At 64.3% G+C, this 18,563-nt stretch carries 20 protein-coding genes and 3 tRNA genes; 12 read left to right on the forward strand and 11 right to left on the reverse strand.

The features are described from left to right. Positions 1-406: 406 nt before the first annotated feature. Positions 407-1,582 carry a porin gene (locus FAZ98_RS10010; protein ID WP_158951070.1) on the forward strand — a complete coding sequence of 392 codons (1,176 nt, stop codon included), beginning with the start codon at positions 407-409 and terminating at the stop codon, positions 1,580-1,582. A gap of 109 nt (positions 1,583-1,691) precedes the next feature. Here FAZ98_RS10010 and greB read toward each other — a convergent pair whose 3' ends face one another. Then, positions 1,692-2,255 (reverse strand): transcription elongation factor GreB, encoded by a 564-nt coding sequence (gene greB / locus FAZ98_RS10015; RefSeq protein ID WP_158951071.1) that lies wholly within the window; start codon positions 2,253-2,255, stop codon positions 1,692-1,694. A 142-nt stretch (positions 2,256-2,397) separates the two neighbouring features. Here greB and FAZ98_RS10020 point away from each other — a divergent pair. Together FAZ98_RS10020 and FAZ98_RS10025 are read left to right on the forward strand one after the other, a co-directional pair. Continuing rightward, positions 2,398-2,474, forward strand: a tRNA-Arg gene (locus FAZ98_RS10020). Between the two features lie 78 nt (positions 2,475-2,552). After that, positions 2,553-2,629 (forward strand) — tRNA-Arg (locus tag FAZ98_RS10025). A gap of 110 nt (positions 2,630-2,739) precedes the next feature. Here the strand turns inward: FAZ98_RS10025 and FAZ98_RS10030 are convergent. The 5 genes from FAZ98_RS10030 to FAZ98_RS10050 form a co-directional block, all read right to left on the reverse strand. Continuing rightward, a complete protein-coding gene (locus FAZ98_RS10030; protein WP_158951072.1) occupies positions 2,740-3,219 on the reverse strand; it encodes a phage protein NinX family protein in 480 nt (159 codons plus the stop codon). Positions 3,220-3,400: 181 nt separating this feature from the next. After that, a complete protein-coding gene (locus tag FAZ98_RS10035) occupies positions 3,401-5,767 on the reverse strand; it encodes a RelA/SpoT family protein (protein WP_158951073.1) in 2,367 nt (788 codons plus the stop codon). A 130-nt stretch (positions 5,768-5,897) separates the two neighbouring features. After that, the gene (rpoZ, locus tag FAZ98_RS10040; protein WP_027817423.1) at positions 5,898-6,101 is read right to left on the reverse strand and encodes a DNA-directed RNA polymerase subunit omega; all 204 of its coding nucleotides are present in this window, start codon (positions 6,099-6,101) and stop codon (positions 5,898-5,900) included. Positions 6,102-6,141: 40 nt separating this feature from the next. Next, entirely contained in the window at positions 6,142-6,855 is a 714-nt protein-coding gene (gmk, locus tag FAZ98_RS10045; protein WP_158951074.1) for a guanylate kinase, read from the reverse strand. 13 nt (positions 6,856-6,868) lie between these two features. Then, positions 6,869-7,804, reverse strand: coding sequence for a YicC/YloC family endoribonuclease (locus FAZ98_RS10050; RefSeq protein WP_158951075.1), 936 nt, complete (start codon positions 7,802-7,804; stop codon positions 6,869-6,871). Positions 7,805-8,115: 311 nt separating this feature from the next. Here FAZ98_RS10050 and rph point away from each other — a divergent pair, with 311 nt between their 5' ends. From rph to FAZ98_RS10095, 9 genes are all read left to right on the forward strand, one after another. Beyond that, complete coding sequence (rph, locus tag FAZ98_RS10055; RefSeq protein ID WP_158951076.1) at positions 8,116-8,856, forward strand: ribonuclease PH; 741 nt, start codon at positions 8,116-8,118, stop codon at positions 8,854-8,856. Continuing rightward, positions 8,849-9,487, forward strand: a complete 639-nt coding sequence (gene rdgB, locus FAZ98_RS35580; RefSeq protein ID WP_158951077.1) for an RdgB/HAM1 family non-canonical purine NTP pyrophosphatase — start codon at positions 8,849-8,851, stop codon at positions 9,485-9,487. The genes rph and rdgB overlap by 8 nt, the downstream gene beginning before the upstream one ends. A 44-nt stretch (positions 9,488-9,531) precedes the next feature. Continuing rightward, the gene (hemW, locus tag FAZ98_RS10065) at positions 9,532-10,701 is read left to right on the forward strand and encodes a radical SAM family heme chaperone HemW (protein WP_233272708.1); all 1,170 of its coding nucleotides are present in this window, start codon (positions 9,532-9,534) and stop codon (positions 10,699-10,701) included. 96 nt (positions 10,702-10,797) lie between these two features. Further along, a tRNA-Ser gene (locus FAZ98_RS10070) sits at positions 10,798-10,887 on the forward strand. Beyond that, positions 10,860-11,132, forward strand: coding sequence for a hypothetical protein (locus tag FAZ98_RS10075; protein ID WP_158951078.1), 273 nt, complete (start codon positions 10,860-10,862; stop codon positions 11,130-11,132). The genes FAZ98_RS10070 and FAZ98_RS10075 overlap by 28 nt, the downstream gene beginning before the upstream one ends. 108 nt (positions 11,133-11,240) lie before the next feature. Continuing rightward, a complete protein-coding gene (locus FAZ98_RS10080) occupies positions 11,241-11,453 on the forward strand; it encodes a hypothetical protein (RefSeq protein WP_158951079.1) in 213 nt (70 codons plus the stop codon). Positions 11,454-11,575: 122 nt separating this feature from the next. Next, positions 11,576-12,103: an energy transducer TonB family protein gene (locus FAZ98_RS10085; RefSeq protein WP_158951080.1), complete on the forward strand. Its 528-nt coding sequence runs from the start codon at positions 11,576-11,578 to the stop codon at positions 12,101-12,103. A 445-nt stretch (positions 12,104-12,548) separates the two neighbouring features. Further along, a complete protein-coding gene (locus FAZ98_RS10090) occupies positions 12,549-13,865 on the forward strand; it encodes an MFS transporter (protein ID WP_158951081.1) in 1,317 nt (438 codons plus the stop codon). Positions 13,866-14,055: 190 nt separating this feature from the next. Continuing rightward, the gene (locus tag FAZ98_RS10095; protein ID WP_158951082.1) at positions 14,056-14,235 is read left to right on the forward strand and encodes a hypothetical protein; all 180 of its coding nucleotides are present in this window, start codon (positions 14,056-14,058) and stop codon (positions 14,233-14,235) included. 762 nt (positions 14,236-14,997) lie between these two features. On the opposite strand, the gene FAZ98_RS10100 is transcribed toward FAZ98_RS10095, so the two are convergent. From FAZ98_RS10100 to FAZ98_RS10120, 5 genes are all read right to left on the reverse strand, one after another. Next, entirely contained in the window at positions 14,998-15,315 is a 318-nt protein-coding gene (locus FAZ98_RS10100; RefSeq protein ID WP_158951083.1) for a YXWGXW repeat-containing protein, read from the reverse strand. 303 nt (positions 15,316-15,618) lie between these two features. Then, the gene (gene minE, locus FAZ98_RS10105; RefSeq protein ID WP_027795398.1) at positions 15,619-15,873 is read right to left on the reverse strand and encodes a cell division topological specificity factor MinE; all 255 of its coding nucleotides are present in this window, start codon (positions 15,871-15,873) and stop codon (positions 15,619-15,621) included. A 14-nt stretch (positions 15,874-15,887) separates the two neighbouring features. Beyond that, entirely contained in the window at positions 15,888-16,703 is an 816-nt protein-coding gene (gene minD / locus FAZ98_RS10110) for a septum site-determining protein MinD (protein ID WP_158951084.1), read from the reverse strand. A 73-nt stretch (positions 16,704-16,776) separates the two neighbouring features. Then, positions 16,777-17,664, reverse strand: a complete 888-nt coding sequence (gene minC / locus FAZ98_RS10115) for a septum site-determining protein MinC (protein WP_158951085.1) — start codon at positions 17,662-17,664, stop codon at positions 16,777-16,779. Positions 17,665-17,906: 242 nt separating this feature from the next. After that, entirely contained in the window at positions 17,907-18,449 is a 543-nt protein-coding gene (locus tag FAZ98_RS10120; RefSeq protein WP_158951086.1) for a GNAT family N-acetyltransferase, read from the reverse strand. Positions 18,450-18,563: the final 114 nt, after the last annotated feature.

An 18,563-nucleotide genomic window follows, 5' to 3' on the forward strand; every position in this document is an offset into this window, starting at 1 on the left:
CTCGTCTGACCATTAAGTCTGCGGCACACAATCATCTGTTACGCCTGACGCAATAATCATCAAAGCCAGTTTTAAGACGATTTCCTGCGTAATTACGGCGTGTTTCTTGTAGCGATCGCACAACGCTTGTGCGGTTGACACTTTCTCCCCCCCGCGGCGAAATCCGCTCAATCCCTTTCCAGACGGGGCTCACAGCGAGCCGCTAAATAATTTCCTCTGCCGCAATACTTTATTGCGCAAATCGGAATACCTCCTTTTCGAACACCCTCTCTACACTCTGCCTGTCTGGAAACCGACTAGGCGGATTAATTCGTACCACGTGAACATGCCTCTCGCTGCGATTCATGTGGACGGTTTCCCAAACAGGGTTCGACGAAACCCACCTCTGTTCTCGGAGTTTACAAAGATGAAAAAGACTCTCATGGTCGCTGCCCTGACGGGCGTTTTTGCAACGGCTGCGCACGCGCAAAGCAGCGTTACGCTGTACGGCCTGATCGACGCCGGCGTGACGTACGCCAACAACTCGGGCGGTCACAGCCTGTGGAAGGCATCGAGCGGCACGGTCAACGGTAGCCGTTGGGGCCTGCGCGGTTCGGAAGATCTCGGTGGCGGTCTGAAGGCCATCTTCACGTTGGAAAGCGGCTTCAACATCGACAACGGTACGGCTAGCCAGTCGAGCCGTATGTTCGGCCGTCAAGCTTTCGTCGGTCTCGCAAGCAACCAGTACGGCGCCGTGACCCTCGGCCGTCAGTACGACTCCGTCGTCGACTACCTGGCACCGCTGTCGAACACGGGCACGCAATACGGTGGCACGATCGCCGCTCACCCGTACGACAACGACAACCTGAACAACTCGGTCCGTTTCAACAACACGATCAAGTACAGCAGCGTCAACTACGCTGGCTTCAAGTTCGGCGGCACGTACTCGTTCTCGAACAGCGCGCAATTCGCGAACAACCGTGCATACAGCTTCGGTGCTTCGTATAACTGGGCTGGCCTGAACGTCGCTGCAGGTTACCTGCAACTGAACAACAGCCTGTCGGGCACCCCGTTCGCGAACGGCAACACCAACACGGCAGTGACCGGCGCTGGCGCGCAAACCGGCGAATGGACGTTCCTGGCTGGCCGTCAGCGCACGTTCGGCGGCGGCGTGAACTACACGTTCGGCCCGGCAACGGCTGGCATCGTGTACACGCAGACGAACCTCGGCGGCGGCGTCGGTGGCGGCATCTCGAGCACGCAATCGGGTCGCACGGGCGGCATCGGCTTCAACGGCGCAAGCGCTCGCTTCCAGAACTTCGAAGGCAACGTTCGTTACGCTCTGACCCCGGCTCTGAGCCTGGCTGGCGCGTACACGTACACGCGTGCGAACCTCGGCGGCGGCGTGAACCCGAACTACAACACGGTCGCTCTGCAGTCGGACTACGCACTGTCGAAGCGCACGGACGTCTACCTCCAGGGCGACTGGCAGCACATCTCGTCGAACTCGGCGAACATCGGTGCTTACCTGAACGGTCTGGGTTCGGCTTCGTCGACGCAAGACCAGGTTGCTGTGACGGTTGGTATGCGTCACCGCTTCTAAGCCGCATGAGGCTGGCCGCTTTGGCCAGTTCAGCAGCTGAAAAGGCGCCGCTTGCGGCGCCTTTTTTCATTTCTGCCGACGAATGCGGCAAGCGCGTAGCGAGCGCGCGTCAGCCTTGCGACGGCGCCGGATAGCGCACGTCGAGCACGTCGATGGGCGCGGGGCCCGCGGGCGTGTGCAGGATCACCTGATCGCCGATCTTCGACTTGATGAGCGCGCGCGCGATGGGCGAGATCCAGCTCACGTGGCCCACGTCGAGATCCACCTCGTCGATGCCCACGATCGTGATCGTGTGCGCCTCGCCGTCTTCGGTGCCGTACTCCACGGTCGCGCCGAAGAACACCTGATCGACGCTCTCCTGGCGGCTGCTGTCGACGACTTCGGCGAGGTCGAGCCGCTTCGTGAGAAAGCGGATGCGCCGGTCGATCTCACGCAGCCTGCGCTTGCCGTAGATGTAATCGCCGTTCTCGGAACGGTCGCCGTTCGACGCCGCCCACGAAACGAGCTTGACCACTTCCGGCCGCGCTTCGTCGATGAGGTGCAGCAGTTCGCTACGCATGCGTTCGTAGCCGGCGGGCGTGATGTAGTTTTTCGTGCCCGCGGGAATCTCGGGTTGACCGCCGTCGAGATCGTCGTCGTCGTCGGTCGATTCTTTGACAAAAGCCTTGTTCATGATGGATCGTTGAAATGCGCGTTCTGAGCGTGGACCTACTACAGTCAGGTTACACGCGAAGCACGCGGCAAGACAAATCGAGATGAATCGCGGAAAAGCCCTTCCCTTTTCTCGAACCCCTGCTATAATCTCTTTTCTGCGTGCGGCTGTAGCTCAGTTGGATAGAGTACTTGGCTACGAACCAAGGGGTCGTGGGTTCGAATCCTGCCAGCCGCGCCACTTATTCGAAGCGTTTTTCGTTGTTGTTCGGCGGAAGGTGTTTCAAGCAGTCTTTGTTGTAGACGTTCAGTTTTACGTGCGGCTGTAGCTCAGTTGGATAGAGTACTTGGCTACGAACCAAGGGGTCGTGGGTTCGAATCCTGCCAGCCGCACCATCATTCAAAAGGCCTTTCCAGACGGAAAGGCCTTTTGTCATTGAGGCCGTCATTTCAGCGCCGTTTTCACGGCGCCCTGCTCCGCTCTCGTCGACGTCAACGTCAAGCCATCAACGCGGCAGCGATCCCACATCGCCGATCTGCGCATCGGGCCGCGGCAAATCCTCCACGTCGCCTACCGCGCCCGGTTCGGCGGTCAGCTCCATGGTCGTGCCATCCACCGCCTGTGGCTGGCGCACCATCGTCCCGACCGTCTCGCCGAAGCGGCTCGCCACGAACGCCCGCAAGAGCGCCTCGCGCCGCGTTGCGCCATACGCCTGCACGGCGCGCGTGCCGCCCTCGAACTCCGCTGCGCAGAACGCCGGGTCGCCGTCGCGCAACTCGATGCGCCGCACACGTTCCAGTACCACGCCAGCGGCTTCCCACGATTCGCTCGGCACGAAACGCCCGTCCCACGGACGGCCGCGATCGTTGCCGCGCACGGCGACGGTCTCGCCGCTGTCGGTGAAGTAGATTTCGCGTACGAATTCCGGCAGGCTGCGCGCGACCCAGTAGTCGAGCGCCGTGCCGGTGAGATCAGCGATGTTCATGTGTGCCCTCGTTGCGGATTCGAAGGGAAATGGCAGAACTGCCTGAGTAGACTACCCGATCACGTGCCGGGCAGCGCCCCGAACGACGCAGGGCGCGATGGAAACGCGACGCAGCAACGTGACGCAATACGCGGCGAGTGCGTAACCAGCGCGCGGCGTGGACCGCGCCGAATGCGCCGCGTCAGTAGTCGGCGCGCTCGCGGTCGATGCGCATGCCGCCATCGTGGCGATGGTGCCCGTCGTCGCTCGGACGCTCGCGCGAAATGCGCATCACGTCGGGGTTCGTGCGCACGCGGCGCATGACATTGGCGAGATGCACACGATCGCTCACCTGGATCACGAAGCGCAGGAGATTCGATTCCTGCGCCAGATCGTCGTCCATGGCGATGTGCACGATGTTGGCGTCGGCGGACGTGATGTCGGCGGCCACGCGCGCGAACACGCCCTTGGTGTTCTTCACGAGCACCTTCACGGCCACGTCGAACAGGCGGCCCGGCTGCGGCGCCCATGCCACGTCGATCCAGCGGCCCGGATCGCGGCGGTGGATGCGCTGCGCCACGCGGCAGTCGGTGGTATGGATCGCCATGCCGAGCCCGATGCCGATGTAACCCATGATGTCGTCGCCGGGAATCGGGCGGCAGCAGGCCGAGAGCTGCACCGACATGCCTTCCGTGCCCGTGATGACCACCGGCGGCGCGTGCGGCGCATTCGGGTCGCGCGGCGCGTGATGATGCTCGGGATCGTCGGCGTCCTGGCCGCTCATCAGCACCTCGATGCGCTTGGCCATGACCGCCGCCACGCGCCGGCCGAGACCGATGTCGGCGTAAATTTCCTGGCGATTCTTGTTGCCGGTCCACAGGACCAGCTTTTCCCACACCTCCGGCGTGACTTCCGAAAGCTGGTAACCGTAGCCCTTGAGCGCCTGATCGACGAGCCGCTCGCCCAGCTGCACGGACTCCGTGAGCCGCATCGTCTTGAGATAGTGGCGGATCGCCGAGCGCGCCTTACCGGTGCGCACGAAACCGAGCCACGCGGGGTTCGGTTTCGAATACGGCGCCGTGATCACTTCGACGATGTCGCCGCTCTTCAACTCCGTGCGCAGCGGCAGCAGCTCGTTGTTGATCTTCACCGCGACGCACTGGTTGCCCAGGTCGCTGTGGATCGAATACGCGAAGTCGAGCGCCGTGGCGCCGCGCGGCAGCGCCATGATCTTCGACTTCGGCGTGAACACGTAAACCGCGTCCGGGAACAGGTCGATCTTGACGTGTTCGAGGAATTCGCTCGAGTCGCCCGCCTCGCTCTGGATGTCGAGCAGCGACTTGAGCCACTGGTGCGCGCGCTTTTGCACGTCGTTGAGATCGGCGCCGCCGTTCTTGTAGAGCCAGTGCGCGGCCACGCCCGCCTCGGCGATCTCGTGCATCTTGCGCGTGCGCACCTGGAACTCGATGGGCGCGCCGAACGGGCCCACGAGCGTGGTGTGCAGCGACTGATAGCCATTCACCTTGGGAATGGCGATGTAATCCTTGAACTTGCCCGGCACCGGCTTGTAGAGCGCATGCAGCGCGCCGATGCACGTATAGCACTCGAGCGCCGACTCCACCACGACGCGAAAACCGTACACGTCGAGCACCTGCGAGAACGACAACTGCTTGTCGCGCATCTTCTTGTAGATGCTGAAGATGGTCTTCTCGCGGCCCGTGACCTCGGCGTCGAGCTTCGCTTCGGCAATCGCGCGCTGCACCGCTTCGAGGATCTTGCTCACCACCTCGCGCCGGTTGCCGCGCGCCGACTTCACCGCTTTTTCGAGCGTGGCATAGCGGTTCGGATTGAAGTTCGCGAAACTCAGGTCCTGCAGCTCGCGATAGGTGTTGTTCAGGCCGAGACGGTGCGCGATGGGCGCATAGATGTCGATGGTCTCGCGCGCCACGCGGCGGCGCTTCTCGGGCGGCACCGCGCCGAGCGTGCGCATGTTGTGCAGCCGGTCGGCGAGCTTGACGAGAATGACGCGCACGTCGCGCGCCATCGCGAGCAGCATCTTGCGGAAATTTTCCGCCTGCGCTTCCTCGCGATTGCGAAACTCCATCTTGTCGAGTTTCGAGAGACCGTCGACCAGTTCCGCGACTTTCGCGCCGAAGCGCTCGGCGAGTTCCGCCTTGGTCACGCCCTGGTCTTCCATCACGTCGTGCAGCAGTGCCGCCTGGATCGACTGCGCGTCGAGCTTCCAGCCGGCGCAGATTTCCGCGACCGCGACGGGATGGGTAATGTAGGGTTCGCCGCTCTGGCGATATTGCCCGAGGTGGGCTTCGTCGCTGAAGTGGAACGCCGCCTTCACTTCCTTGATTTCCTCGGGTGTGAGGTAACCGGAAAGCGCGGCGGTCAGATTGGCGATGGAGACGACCCCGTGCTTGCGGGGCTGCTCCGGCGTCGCGGTCGGTCCGAACAGATGGCGAAACGACTGTTCGAGGACCGCGTCGATGTAATTGCGCGCAGGGCTCGTCGTCTCGGCTTCCTGGTCCACCTCGGTGGCCGGTGAGGGCGTCGTGCTCATGTTCCCCTCCGTATCAGGTCAGGCGTTGACGGTTGATGCGATCGATGCGACTGCGCGTATGACTTGTTGCGAACTACACACTACGGCAATACAGAAAAGCGGGCACGCGGGTTAAGCGTGCCAGGTGTGGTTAGACCGGCACCTTCTTCAGCATTTCCAGACCCACCTGGCCGGAAGCGATCTCGCGCAGCGCGACGACGGTAGGCTTGTCGCGGCTTTCGATCTTCGGCGTGTGACCTTGTGCGAGCTGACGCGCGCGATACGTCGCGGCGAGCGCCAGTTCGAAGCGGTTCGGAATCTGTTTCAGACAATCTTCGACGGTGATGCGGGCCATGTCGGTTTCCTTCTCATTCTCAGCAGGTTCTTATTCTACCTTATGTGCCCGATGCGCCGGGCTGGGGCTGGTGGATACCGAGCTGCACGAACAGCTCCGTATGCCGCGCATATTGCGAAGCGAAACGCAGACGCGTCGCGCTCACGATGTTGCGCAGTTCCTGCAGCGCGCGATCGAAGTTTTCGTTGATGACGACGTACTCCGACTCGCTCGCATGCGCGATCTCGCTGCCCGCCGCCAGCAGGCGTCGCGTGATCACGTTCGGTTCGTCTTCGCCGCGCTTTTTCAGGCGGTCGGCGAGCGCTTCGAGCGACGGCGGCAGAATGAAAATTTCCACCGCGTTGCGAAACTGTTTCTTCACCTGCTGCGCGCCTTGCCAGTCGATTTCGAGCAGCACGTCGCAGCCGTTCTTCATCTGGTCTTCGATCCACACGCGCGAAGTGGCGTAGTAGTTGCCGTGCACTTCCGCGCTTTCGAGGAACTCGCCCGCGCCGTGGCGCGTGAGGAAATCGTCGACGCTCGTGAAGTGGTAATGCTCGCCGTCACGCTCTTTCGAGCGCGGCGCGCGCGTGGTGTACGAGATCGACAGACGGATTGCGCTGTCTTCCGCGAGCAGCGCGTTCACGAGCGTCGACTTGCCCGCGCCCGAAGGCGCCACCACCATGAACAGATTGCCGGGGTACGTGCCCACGTACGGATTGCGCTTCTTCTCCGGCTTGATCTCCGAGAGCGGCGTGTGGGTGGAGTCGGTCATGTTCGTTGCTTCCTTATTCCAGATTCTGTACCTGCTCGCGCATCTGCTCGATGAGCAGCTTGAGCGTCATCGAGGCGTCGGCGAGTTCCTTCGCGGCCGCCTTCGAACCGAGCGTGTTCGCTTCGCGATTCAGTTCCTGCATCATGAAGTCGAGACGCTTGCCGACGCGGCCGCCCTTCTCGATCACGTGACGCGTTTCGTTCAGATGCGCGGTGAGACGCGAGAGTTCTTCGGCGATGTCGATGCGGATACCGTACATCGTCACTTCCTGACGAATGCGTTCGGCCACTTCGTCGCGCGACACGCTGCCGATGGTGCCGCTCGCCTCGCTGTTCGGCGCGGCGATGCCGAGCGCTTCCTGCAAACGCTCCACGATCTTCTGCTGATGCCGCGCGATGAGTTCCGGCACGAGCGGCGTGATGCGCGCGACGATCGCTTCCATCTCCGTGACGTTCGCGAGCAGCATGGTCGCGAGTTGCGCGCCTTCGCGCGCGCGCACGTCGATGAGGTCGGCAATGGCCTGCTTGCCGCAACCGAGCACCGCGTCGCGCAGCACCTCGGCCGCCACGCCGCTCTCGGCGATCACGCCGGGCCAGCGCAGGATCTCGCCGGTGCGCAGGCGCCCCGACTCGGGGAACGCTTCGAGCACGGCGCGCTCCAGCACGGCGAGCTGCTCGAGCGCGTCGCGGTTGAGCGCGCCCGCGTTGGCCGCCTGCTCGCTGCGCTGGATGTTGATGCGGATGTCGACCTTGCCGCGCGAGAGCTTCGTCATCAGCATCTCGCGCAGCGTGGGCTCGATCACGCGCACGTCTTCGGGCATGCGAAAGTTCAGGTCGAGAAAGCGCGAATTCACCGTGCGCAATTCGACGGAGACACTCGCGCCGCCCGTGCCCGATGCCGCTGCAAGCTCGCGCGTCGCGCTGGCATAGCCGGTCATGCTGTAAATCATGGTTCGTCTCGCGAAAAAAGCCGTGATGCCGCGCCGGCAGCGCGCGATTCACGGCGGGAAAAACGAGGCGCCCGGCGGGAAGTCGTCGACGATTGAGGAGCGGACGACAGGCGCGGGGCGGGGAAACCGTATTATCCCATTTTTGGCGGCGCGCCCCGCGAACCGGGGTCCCGACGCGGGTCCGCCGAGGCGCGTGGCAACGCCGGCGCGTTTCGTCGATGTGGGCGGCGAGGCCCGGCGCATCGCGGGTGGCGCGAAGGCGGTAAAATTGCGTTTTCCCCTCCTTCCGCGGTGCGCACGCACCTCCCACGATGACCCAATCGATCCAGCGCCCCTCCGGCCGCGCCGCCGACCAGCTTCGCGACGTCCGCATCACCCGCCATTACACGAAGTACGCCGAAGGGTCCGTGCTCGTCGAATTCGGCGAAACCAAGGTGCTGTGCACCGCGAGCGTTTCCGAAAGCGTGCCGCCGTTCCTGCGCGACAAGGGCCAGGGCTGGCTCACGGCCGAATACGGCATGCTGCCGCGCGCCACCCACACGCGCAGCGACCGCGAGGCCGCACGCGGCAAGCAGACCGGCCGCACGCAGGAAATCCAGCGCCTGATCGGCCGCGCGATGCGCGCGGTGTTCGATCTCGAAGCGCTCGGCGCGCGCACCATCAACCTCGATTGCGACGTGCTGCAGGCCGACGGCGGCACGCGCACGGCCAGCATCACGGGCGCGTTCGTCGCGGCGCACGACGCCGTGTCGAAGCTGCTCGCGACGGGCCGCCTCGAACGCTCGCCGATCAGCGACTACGTGGCCGCGATTTCGGTCGGCATTCACAACGGCCTGCCCGTGCTCGATCTCGACTATGCCGAAGACTCGCAGTGCGATACCGACATGAACGTGGTCATGACGGGCTCGGGCGGCATGGTCGAAGTCCAGGGCACGGCCGAAGGCGCGCCGTTCTCGCGCGAGGAACTCAACGCCTTGCTCGACCTCGCGCAAGGCGGCATCCGCTCGCTGATCGACATGCAAAAAGCCGCGCTGGAGATCGTGCATGGCTGAGGTATCGAACGACGCGGCGAATGACGGCGTGTTCAAGCGCGTCGTGCTCGCCTCGAACAACGCGGGCAAGCTGCGCGAGTTCGCGGCGCTGCTCGGCGCGGCCGGCATCGAACTCGTGCCGCAAGGGGCGCTGAACGTGCCCGAAGCCGAGGAGCCACATCCGACCTTCGTCGAGAACGCGCTCGCCAAGGCGCGTCACGCGGCGAAGCTCACGGGCCTGCCCGCCATCGCCGACGATTCCGGCTTGTGCGTGCGTGCCTTGCGCGGCGCGCCGGGCGTGTACTCGGCGCGCTACGCGCAACTCGCGGGCGGCGAAAAGAGCGACGCGGCCAACAACGCGCTGCTCGTCGCCAATCTGGAGCAACACGCCGATCGCCGCGCGTACTACTACTGCGTGCTCGCGCTCGTGCGTCACGCGGACGATCCCGAACCGCTGATCGCCGAAGGCCGCTGGCACGGCGTCGTGCTCGACGCGCCGCGCGGCGCGAACGGCTTCGGCTACGACCCCTACTTCTACGTGCCCGAACTCGAGGCCACCGCCGCGGAAGTGGACCCGGCGCTGAAGAACGCGTCGAGCCATCGCGCGATCGCGCTGCGCCAACTGCTCGCGCGGCTCGAGGAGGAAGCGTGAGCCAGCAGCACCGCATTGGCATCGAAGTCGTGAAGTCGTTCACGATGCCGGGCAGCGTGCGCCTGACGTCGCTGCCGCCGCTTTCGCTTTACGTGCATTTCCCGTGGTGCGTGCGCAAGTGCCCGTATTGCGATTTCAACTCGCACGAATGGAAAGGCGAGCGCTTTCCCGAGAACGATTATCTCGACGCGTTGCGCGCCGATCTCGAGCAGGCGCTCCCGCTCGTGTGGGGCCGCCAGGTGCACACGATCTTCATCGGCGGCGGCACGCCGAGCCTGCTTTCGGCGCAAGGGCTCGACCGCATGCTGTCGGACATTCGCGCGCTGCTGCCGCTCGACGCCGACGCGGAAATCACGCTCGAAGCGAATCCCGGCACCTTCGAAGCCGCGAAGTTCGCGCAGTTTCGCGCGAGCGGCGTGAACCGGCTTTCGGTGGGCATCCAGAGCTTCGACGAGGCGCACCTGAAGGCGCTCGGCCGCATCCACGACGCGGCGCAGGCGCGCCATGCCGTCGAAGTCGCGGCGAGCACCTTCGACAACTTCAATCTCGATCTGATGTTCGCGTTGCCGCAGCAGACGCTCGCGCAATGTCAGGCCGATATCGAAACGGCGCTCGCGTTCAAGCCGCCGCATCTGTCGCTCTATCACCTGACGCTCGAACCGAACACGCTGTTCGCGAAGTTTCCGCCCGTGCTCCCGGACGACGATCAATCCGCCGACATGCAGGAGTGGATCCACGCGCGCACAGCGGAAGCGGGCTACGGGCGCTACGAAGTCTCGGCGTATGCGCAACCCGGCCGGCAATCGCAGCACAATCTCAACTACTGGCGCTTCGGCGATTACCTCGGCATTGGTGCGGGCGCGCATTCGAAGCTGTCGTTTCCGAACCGCATCGTGCGCCAGATGCGTTACAAGCATCCGACCACCTTTATCGAGCAGGCGCGCGCGGGCACGCCGATCCACGAACAGCACGAAGTGAGCGCGCACGATCTGCCGTTCGAATTCATGCTCAATGCGCTGCGGCTCGTGGAAGGCTTTCCGGTGCACCGTTTCATCGAACGCACGGGTCTGCCGATCACGACGATCGAGCCGGCGCTGCAGGAAGCGGAGCGGCGTGGGCTCATCGCGCGCGACCACGAAAAGATCGCGCCGACCGAACTGGGCCAGCGGTTTCTCAACGACTTGCAAGGGCTGTTTTTGAAGGACGAGGCTTGAAACAGGGTCCAGCGAGGCGCGCGGACTCAAAGTTTTGACGCAGTCGAGGCGCGCCCTGCCGTGGGGTGTGTGATCCAGGTTACAATGCGCGGCTCCGGAGGTGTGGCAGAGTGGTTGAATGCACCGGTCTTGAAAACCGGCGAAGGAGTAATCCTTCCGTGAGTTCGAATCTCACCGCCTCCGCCAGAACCCACGCATCGCCGCTTTCCGAATCACTCCGGTTCAACGTTCTCTTCGCTTCTCTTCCGCGCCTCTTCCCATTCGCCGGTTTCGCCCGCGAACCGAGCCGTGATTGCACCCTGCGCTTTTGCGCTTTCCCGCTTTCATCCGCGCGAATTGTTTTCGCGAACTGGCCCATCGCGTGCCGGCGGCCGCCCGCTGAAGCTATTCACGGAATCGGCGCGCAAATCACACGAAAAAATCCTGAATAACCCATAAAAGGGTCGAACCACAATCCATCTTTTCGGCATTTGCACAACAACCTAGGTGAAAACCCTAATCCCAGGGTAAAATCCCACACACTGAAGGGATAACTCACCATGCCGCACGAACACCACATCCTGGAAAAGGTCGCCTTTTCCTTCGTCTGCCTCTTTGCCGCCATGTGCTCCAGCTATATCGCGTGGGAATCGTCGCCGGACCTGCGCGAGAACTTCCAGGTCGGCAAGGAGCTGTTCCTGAAGAGCGGCGAATACTCGTACGCCTGCGCCACGACCATCTCGGACCCCTGCGCGCAATTCCCCGTCGAATAAAGCGTTAAATCGTCCCGCGCGGGCGCCGTGGCTCGCGCCACATGCAACGCGGGACTGTGCCGATTGAAACCCCTCGCGTTTCGGCTAAGCTCGAATCAGGTTCCGTTTCGAGCCAGCCGATCATGCCGATCCGCGTTCGTCGTGCCCGTCTTGCCCTGCCCCGCGCTGCGCTCGCGCAACGCCTCGGCACCCTCGTCGCACTCGTCGCACTCGGCTTGAGCGCCTGGCTCGCCGCCTGTACGATCACGCTGCCGCAAAAACCGTTGCTCGTCATGCCGCCCGCCGCGCTCAATAGCGGCGCGCTCGACGACTATCGCTCGGCGGTCGCGAAGCGCATCGTCGACCGCAATCCCTCGTACATCCTCCATGGCTCGCCGCAAGCGATGCTGCGCTCGCTCGTGGTCGTCTCCTTTACCGTCGACCGCAACGGCCAGCTCGTGAAGTCGTCGGTGTATCGCACCAACGGCGACGACGAGGCCGAAGCCACCGCCCTCTCCACCCTGCGCCGCGCGGCACCGCTGCCCGCGCCGCCCTCGCGCCTGCTCAATTCCGCCGGTCAGATCGAGCTGTTCGAAGACTGGCTGTTCAACGACAACGGCAAATTCCAGCTCCGCTCCATGGCCTCGCCGCAGGCGCAAAACTTCGACTGAAACCGCCGCCGCGGCGCTCCCGCCGCGCGCGAGACGCACGCAAAGCAAACAGCCGCCTTGCTGCGCGGCATGCGCGGTCGTTATAATTTTTCGTTATCCCTCGCCGGCGCCTGCCGGCAGTCCCGCGCCACGCGCCATCCGTGCGGCCGCGCCGGACGCAAGACCCTGCGTTGCGCCCTTTCGCGCCTATCGGCGCGCGCTTCGCGCGGTCCCGAACATCGCACGCACAGCCAGCGCGGCGCGATGCATACTGACAAACCGGCACTGGCCGCATGACGGTCGATCCACGGCGATTCGGGCCATTCGGCATCACCCCGCCTCGAAGATCGATACGCGCGCCATTGCTTCGGGGCGCCTGCCACGCCTGCAAGCCCGAACAAAGACGCCCGCGCCGCCACGGCCCGTTCCGAGCGCCAGCGCACGTCACAACGACTGGAGACCTTCGATGTCCACCTCCCCCATTTCACCCGCGCGCGCCGACGACGCCAACGCGGCCAGGCAGCAGAGCACCGCGCGCGTGATTTTCGCGAGCTTTATCGGCACCGCGATCGAGTTCTACGACTTTTACGTCTACGCCACCGCGGCCGCGCTCGTGATCGGCCCTGTGTTCTTCCCGCACGGCTCCGCCACGGCGCAGGCGCTGTCGGCGTTCGTCACGTTCGGCATCGCGTTCGTCGCGCGCCCGATCGGCTCGTTCCTGTTCGGCCACTTCGGCGACCGCATCGGCCGTAAATCGACGCTCGTCGCCTCGCTGCTCGTCATGGGCCTCTCGACCACGCTGATCGGCTTCGTGCCCGGCTACGACGCCATCGGCAGCCTCGCACCGATCCTGCTGTGCGTGCTGCGCTTCGGCCAGGGCATCGGTCTGGGCGGCGAATGGGGCGGCGCGGCGCTGCTCGCCACCGAATACGCGCCGCAAGGCAAGCGCGGCTGGTTCGGCATGTTCCCGCAGCTCGGCCCCTCGGTGGGCTTTCTCGCCTCGAACGGCCTGTTCTTCGGCCTCGCCACGACGCTCTCCGACCAGCAGTTCCGCGACTGGGGCTGGCGCGTGCCGTTCATCGTCTCGGCGGTGCTCGTCGCGCTGGGTCTCTACGTGCGCCTGAAGATCGCTGAAACGCCCGCGTTCAAGGCCGCGATCGAGCGCAAGGAGCGCGTGCGCGTGCCGGTCGCCACGCTGCTTTCGAAGCACTGGGTGCCGACGCTGCTCGGCGCGCTGTCCATGGTCGTCTGCTACACGCTGTTCTACAACGCCACGGTATTCTCGCTCTCGCACGGCGTGGGCGCGCTGCACATCGCGCGTCCGACCTTCCTCGGCATGCTGTGTATCGCCGTGGTGTTCATGGGCATCGCCACGCCGATCTCGGCCTGGCTCTCCGACCGCTACGGCCGCAAGCCGGTGCTGATCGTCGGCTGCATTCTGGCGATTCTCTCGGGCTTCACGATGCAACCGCTGCTTGGCAGCGGCCAGTTGCCGCTCGTACTGCTGTTCCTCGTGATCGAGCTGTTCTTGATGGGCGCGACCTTCGCCCCGATGGGCGCGTTGCTGCCCGAGCTGTTCCCCACCAGCGTGCGCTACACGGGCGCGGGCGTGGCCTACAACCTTGGCGGCATCCTGGGCGCTTCGGTGGCGCCCTACATCGCGCAGGTGCTGGCGGCGCGCGGCGGCCTGTCGTGGGTCGGCATGTACGTGTCGATCGCGGCGGCGGTGAGCCTCGTCGGCGTGCTCTGCATGCGCGAAACGCGGCACACGTCGCTCACGTAAAGCCCGCGGTTTTCGTCGATCATTCGTCGATAAAAAAAGCGGCGTCCGGAGCAATCCGGCGCCGCTTTTTTGCGTTCTGTCTTGAGCGTGTGCGCGGTTTTTTTTGCGCTTTTTTGTTTACTTTCGGGTACACCCGATGCGCTCCTATACTCGACTCACAGGCCGCGAGCGAACTCGCAGGGAGCCGACCATGAACCTGCATCTGAGCAATGCCGACATCGTGATGATCATGGCGCTCGCGCTAGGCATATCGCTGCTGCTGGCGTTCCGCTGGCGAGTCTCCAGCTGGCGCGCCGTGGTATTCGAAGCGATCGCGGCGAATGCGGCCGCCATTGCCGCCGTCGTCGCGATCGAAATGCTGCTCGCCTGAACTCAGGCGAGCCGGGTTGGCCGACGGCGATCAGCGATAGTAGTAGCCGTGATGGTAGCCGCCGCCGTAGTAGCCGCCGGCCGGCACCACGACGCAGCCGCCCAGCGAGGCCGCCAGCAAGGCGCCGGCGATGAGGGTAAGCGTCAATCGTTTCACTTCGTTCTCCCGTCGAGTCAGTATCGGTTTGCCAGTCACGCAGTGCGGTTCAATGCGTATCGGCTGGACAGTTCCGATTGAACACGACGCCGAACCCCCAAGGCGTTGCAAAGTGTAAGCAGCGGTATGGCCCATGTAACACCACGCTCGCGAGACGCGCGCTGGCGTGCTTTTCGCGCGACGACGGCCAGGCAACGGGCACACTTCTAACAAGCGTGTAATAGAAAGCGGCGCGGAAAAACGGCGTGATCGGTGTCGTTCGGATCGGCGGCGTCGAGGTTGTCGAAGGCATTTTCGCGTACGCGAAAAACCGCCTGCGCATCTCACGTAAAAGCAAAACACGAACGCACAAAAGCAAAAACGCCCGGCTACGTCCCGGCGGCACACCTGCACCGCCGAGACGCGCCGGGCGCATCCCGCATCGACGATGAGTCGACGTCAGTAGACCACCACCGCGGGCCGGACATGCACCGGCTGCACGGGTACGACGATGCAGCCCGCCAGCACGAATGCCAGCGCGGCCACGGCAAGCAGCTTCCTGCTCATGATGTTCTCCCCCACGGCGCGCGCGTTCGAGCGCGCGCCATCAACATGACGCGCACGGGATCAAGCGGCCCAATGGCCTTCGATCCAGCGCCAGTTCGGACCGTGCGCGACCCAGTGGCCCGGCACCCAGTGATAGCCGACGCGCTCGTGCTGCCAGTGGCCCTGCACCCACACGTAGTGGCCGCGCGCCCACTGCCAGTGACCTTTGTCCCAGACGTAGCCCGCGCGCGGCGCCGGCATCACCTCGACGCGCTCGGCGGGCGGCGCGACATTCGGCTCGACGATCACGACCGCGGCGAACGCGGGCGCGGCCACGGCGCAGGTACCGGCCGCAACGATGGCGGCCTTGGCGATGAAGCCACGAAGTGTGTTGTTCATATCGATCACCCTTGTAGTTGGACGCCGCAATCCGGCGTTACCGGAACAATGCGCGAGCGCACGTTCGCGCTGACATGCACGGTGTAACGGCACAGGGTGAAGTGAAACCGAATATTTCGGCGAGGCAATAGCGGGGAAGGCGCCGCAAGCGGACTGGGCCCGCGCGCGCTCAGCGCGGCGAACGGCGCGCACGGAACGCGCACCGGGAAGGACATCGACACACCACGGCGATGGACGACGAACCACAACGACAACGACAACCACAACTACGCGCGCGGCATGCCCAGCCGCGCGCGCGGAAACTCAAGCCTGCGGAATCTCGATCTTGACCTCGAGCACTTCGAGATCGTCCTGACGTTCGAGGCTCACGCGAATGTCTTCGTCGGAGATCTTCACGTACTTCGAGATCACCGCGACGAGTTCGCGTTGCAGGGCCGGCAGATAATCGGCGGGCGGATGACCGCCTGCGCGCTCGTGAGCAATGATGAGCTGCAGGCGTTCCTTCGCTACCGAGGCGGACTTCTTCTTCTCGCCGAGAAAAAACGAAAGAAACGACATGACGTGCGCCTCCCTTACTTGCTGCCGAACAGGCGCTGCAGGAGCCCCGGCTTCTGGTAGTCGGTGAAGCGAAGCGTCTTTTCTTCGCCGAGAAAGCGCGCCACGACGTCCTTATACGCTTCGGCGACGTCGGTGCCGTCGAGGTGGACGGCGGGCACGCCCTGGTTCGAAGCGTGCAGCACGGCTTCCGATTCGGGAATCACGCCGATCAGCTCGATGCGCAGGATTTCCGCGATGTCGGAGAGCGAGAGCATTTCGCCTTCGCTCACGCGCTTCGGGTTGTAACGCGTGATGAGCAGATGCTCCTTGATCGGGTCCTTGCCTTCGATGGCGCGCTTCGTCTTCGACGAGAGCATGCCGAGAATACGGTCCGAGTCGCGCACCGAGGACACTTCCGGATTCGTCACGATCAGTGCTTCGTCGGCGAAATGCATCGCGAGCAGCGCGCCCGATTCGATACCGGCCGGCGAGTCGCAGATGATGTATTCGAAGTCCATCTTGATCAGATCGTCGATGACCTTCTCGACGCCTTCCTTCGTGAGCGCGTCCTTGTCGCGCGTCTGCGAAGCGGGCAGGACGAAGAGCGTCTCGCACTTCTTGTCCTTGATGAGCGCCTGATTCAGGTTCGCTTCGCCCTGGATCACGTTGATCAGGTCGTACACGACGCGGCGCTCGCAACCCATGATCAGGTCGAGATTGCGCAGGCCCACGTCGAAGTCGATGACTGCGGTTTTATGGCCGCGCAACGCGAGGCCCGATGCGAAACTCGCGCTCGTGGTCGTCTTGCCGACGCCACCCTTGCCCGAAGTCACCACAATGATTTTTGCCATTCCCTTACCTTGCGTTCGTCAGTTTCCAGTTTGGTCTCATCGCGTGCCGCCTGAACTTTGAGCGAGCGGCGAATCAGGTGAGCCTCAACGGTTCGATCAACAGCTTTTCTTCGTCGAGCCGGATTTGCACCGGCTTGCCCTTCACGTCGGCCGTGAGCGGGACCTCGGTCGTACGGTAGATGCCCGCGATCGAAATCAGTTCCGCTTCGAGGCACGTGCAGAAGATGCGTGCGTCGTGATTGCCGTGCACGCCCGCGAGCGCGCGGCCGCGCAACGGCGCGTAAATATGGATGTTGCCCTCGGCGATGACCTCGGCGCCGTTCGAGACGAGGCCGAGCACGACCACGTCGCCCTTCGCGTAGATGCGCTGGCCCGAGCGCAGCGGCCGGTCGACCACGAGCGTTTCCGGACGCGCGTTGGCGGCCGCGCCGGCTTCAGGCGTGGCGGCGTCAGGCGCGGCGGCGCTGGCATTCTGGGCTTCGAGGGAAAACAGTTCAGGCTGGGCAGAAGCGGCCGTGGCCGGCTCCGTGGAGGCTTCAGCGGAAGCCGTGGCAGCCGTGGCCCCGACCTCGCTCGCGTTCGCGGCAGGCGCGGCGCTCGCCGGCTCGCTGCTTTCCTCGGCGGATTTCGCGTTCGCGCCACGGCGATCGCGCGCTTCGAGAAACGGCAGCCCGGCCTCGGCGGCCCACGCGTGCTGCGCGGCATGCGCGACCACGCCGACCGGGCGCATGCGCACGCTTTCGAGCAGACGCACGATGTCGCCGAGCGCGACCTGTTCCGCTTCGGCGAGACGCCGCAAGTCGATCGCGACGGTGTCGTTCGCGAAGAATTCAGGCGTCGCCTCGAAGCGACGCGTGAGTTCGGCGCGCATGGCGTCGAGCTCGGTCGTCTTGACCACGAACAGAAGCGTATCGACTGAACCGCTCTTCAGTTCAAAATATGGCGATTTCCTGGGCGACATGGCGTTCGGCTAAAAATTTTGCGTATTTTACAGGCGCCAACGCGCACGGCCATTATTTTTAGCGGGCTAGCCGGCCGGATTCGCGCAAACAAAATCGGAACAAAAATCGCGGGGCAGGCAAAGCGCGCCGCGAGCACGGCCACGCGGCGGCGATCACATGGGAAGCACGCCGCGATCACGCGACGCCGGCGGGCGTCGAGCGCGGCCCGGGCGCGACGCCCAGGCGCCCGCGATTTGAGGGACTACGACGAAGACGCCGCCTTGACGTGCGCGCTCACGTCGCGCATGAGCAGCGTTTCCCATTGCTCGGGCGACTGCTGGCTGCGCGCGTGATCGCCCGTGGCGACGAAACCGAGGCGCTCGTAAAAGCGCATGGCCGTGGTGTTCGAGTCGGTGATCCACGCGTAGATTTGCGTGGCGCCTTCGCTCACGAGCCAGTCGATGGCCGCGTTGAGCAGCAGTTCGCCGCCGCGCAGATGACGCACGGCGGGCGCGACCCACAGCGCCGAAACGAACGCGCGGCGCGCCGGCGCGCTCTCGAAACTCGCGCCGATCAATCCGGCGGGATGACCCTCGGTGTACAGAATGAACGACGTGCCCGTGTGCGAGTCCGCATGCCGGGCCGCCGCGGCGTCGAAGACGGCTGCGTCGGCAGAAAGCGCGTCTTCGAGCGTGTCGCCGAATGCATAGGGCGCGTCTCGCAGCGAAGCGGTTCGAAGCTCGCGGAGCACGGCACCCTGATCGGCGGCGATACGGCGAACGGTCAGTGACAGTGACGGACTCATGCAGTCGTAAACCCCAATAAAGCGCTAACGCGTAGCTTTAACCGAACTGGCTTGAGAGTCAAATCCTTATTTGACAATTGATGCCGCGCGCCGCACCGCACAACGGTTGCGCCG

This window comes from Paraburkholderia acidisoli (assembly GCF_009789675.1).
Classification (GTDB): domain Bacteria; phylum Pseudomonadota; class Gammaproteobacteria; order Burkholderiales; family Burkholderiaceae; genus Paraburkholderia; species Paraburkholderia acidisoli.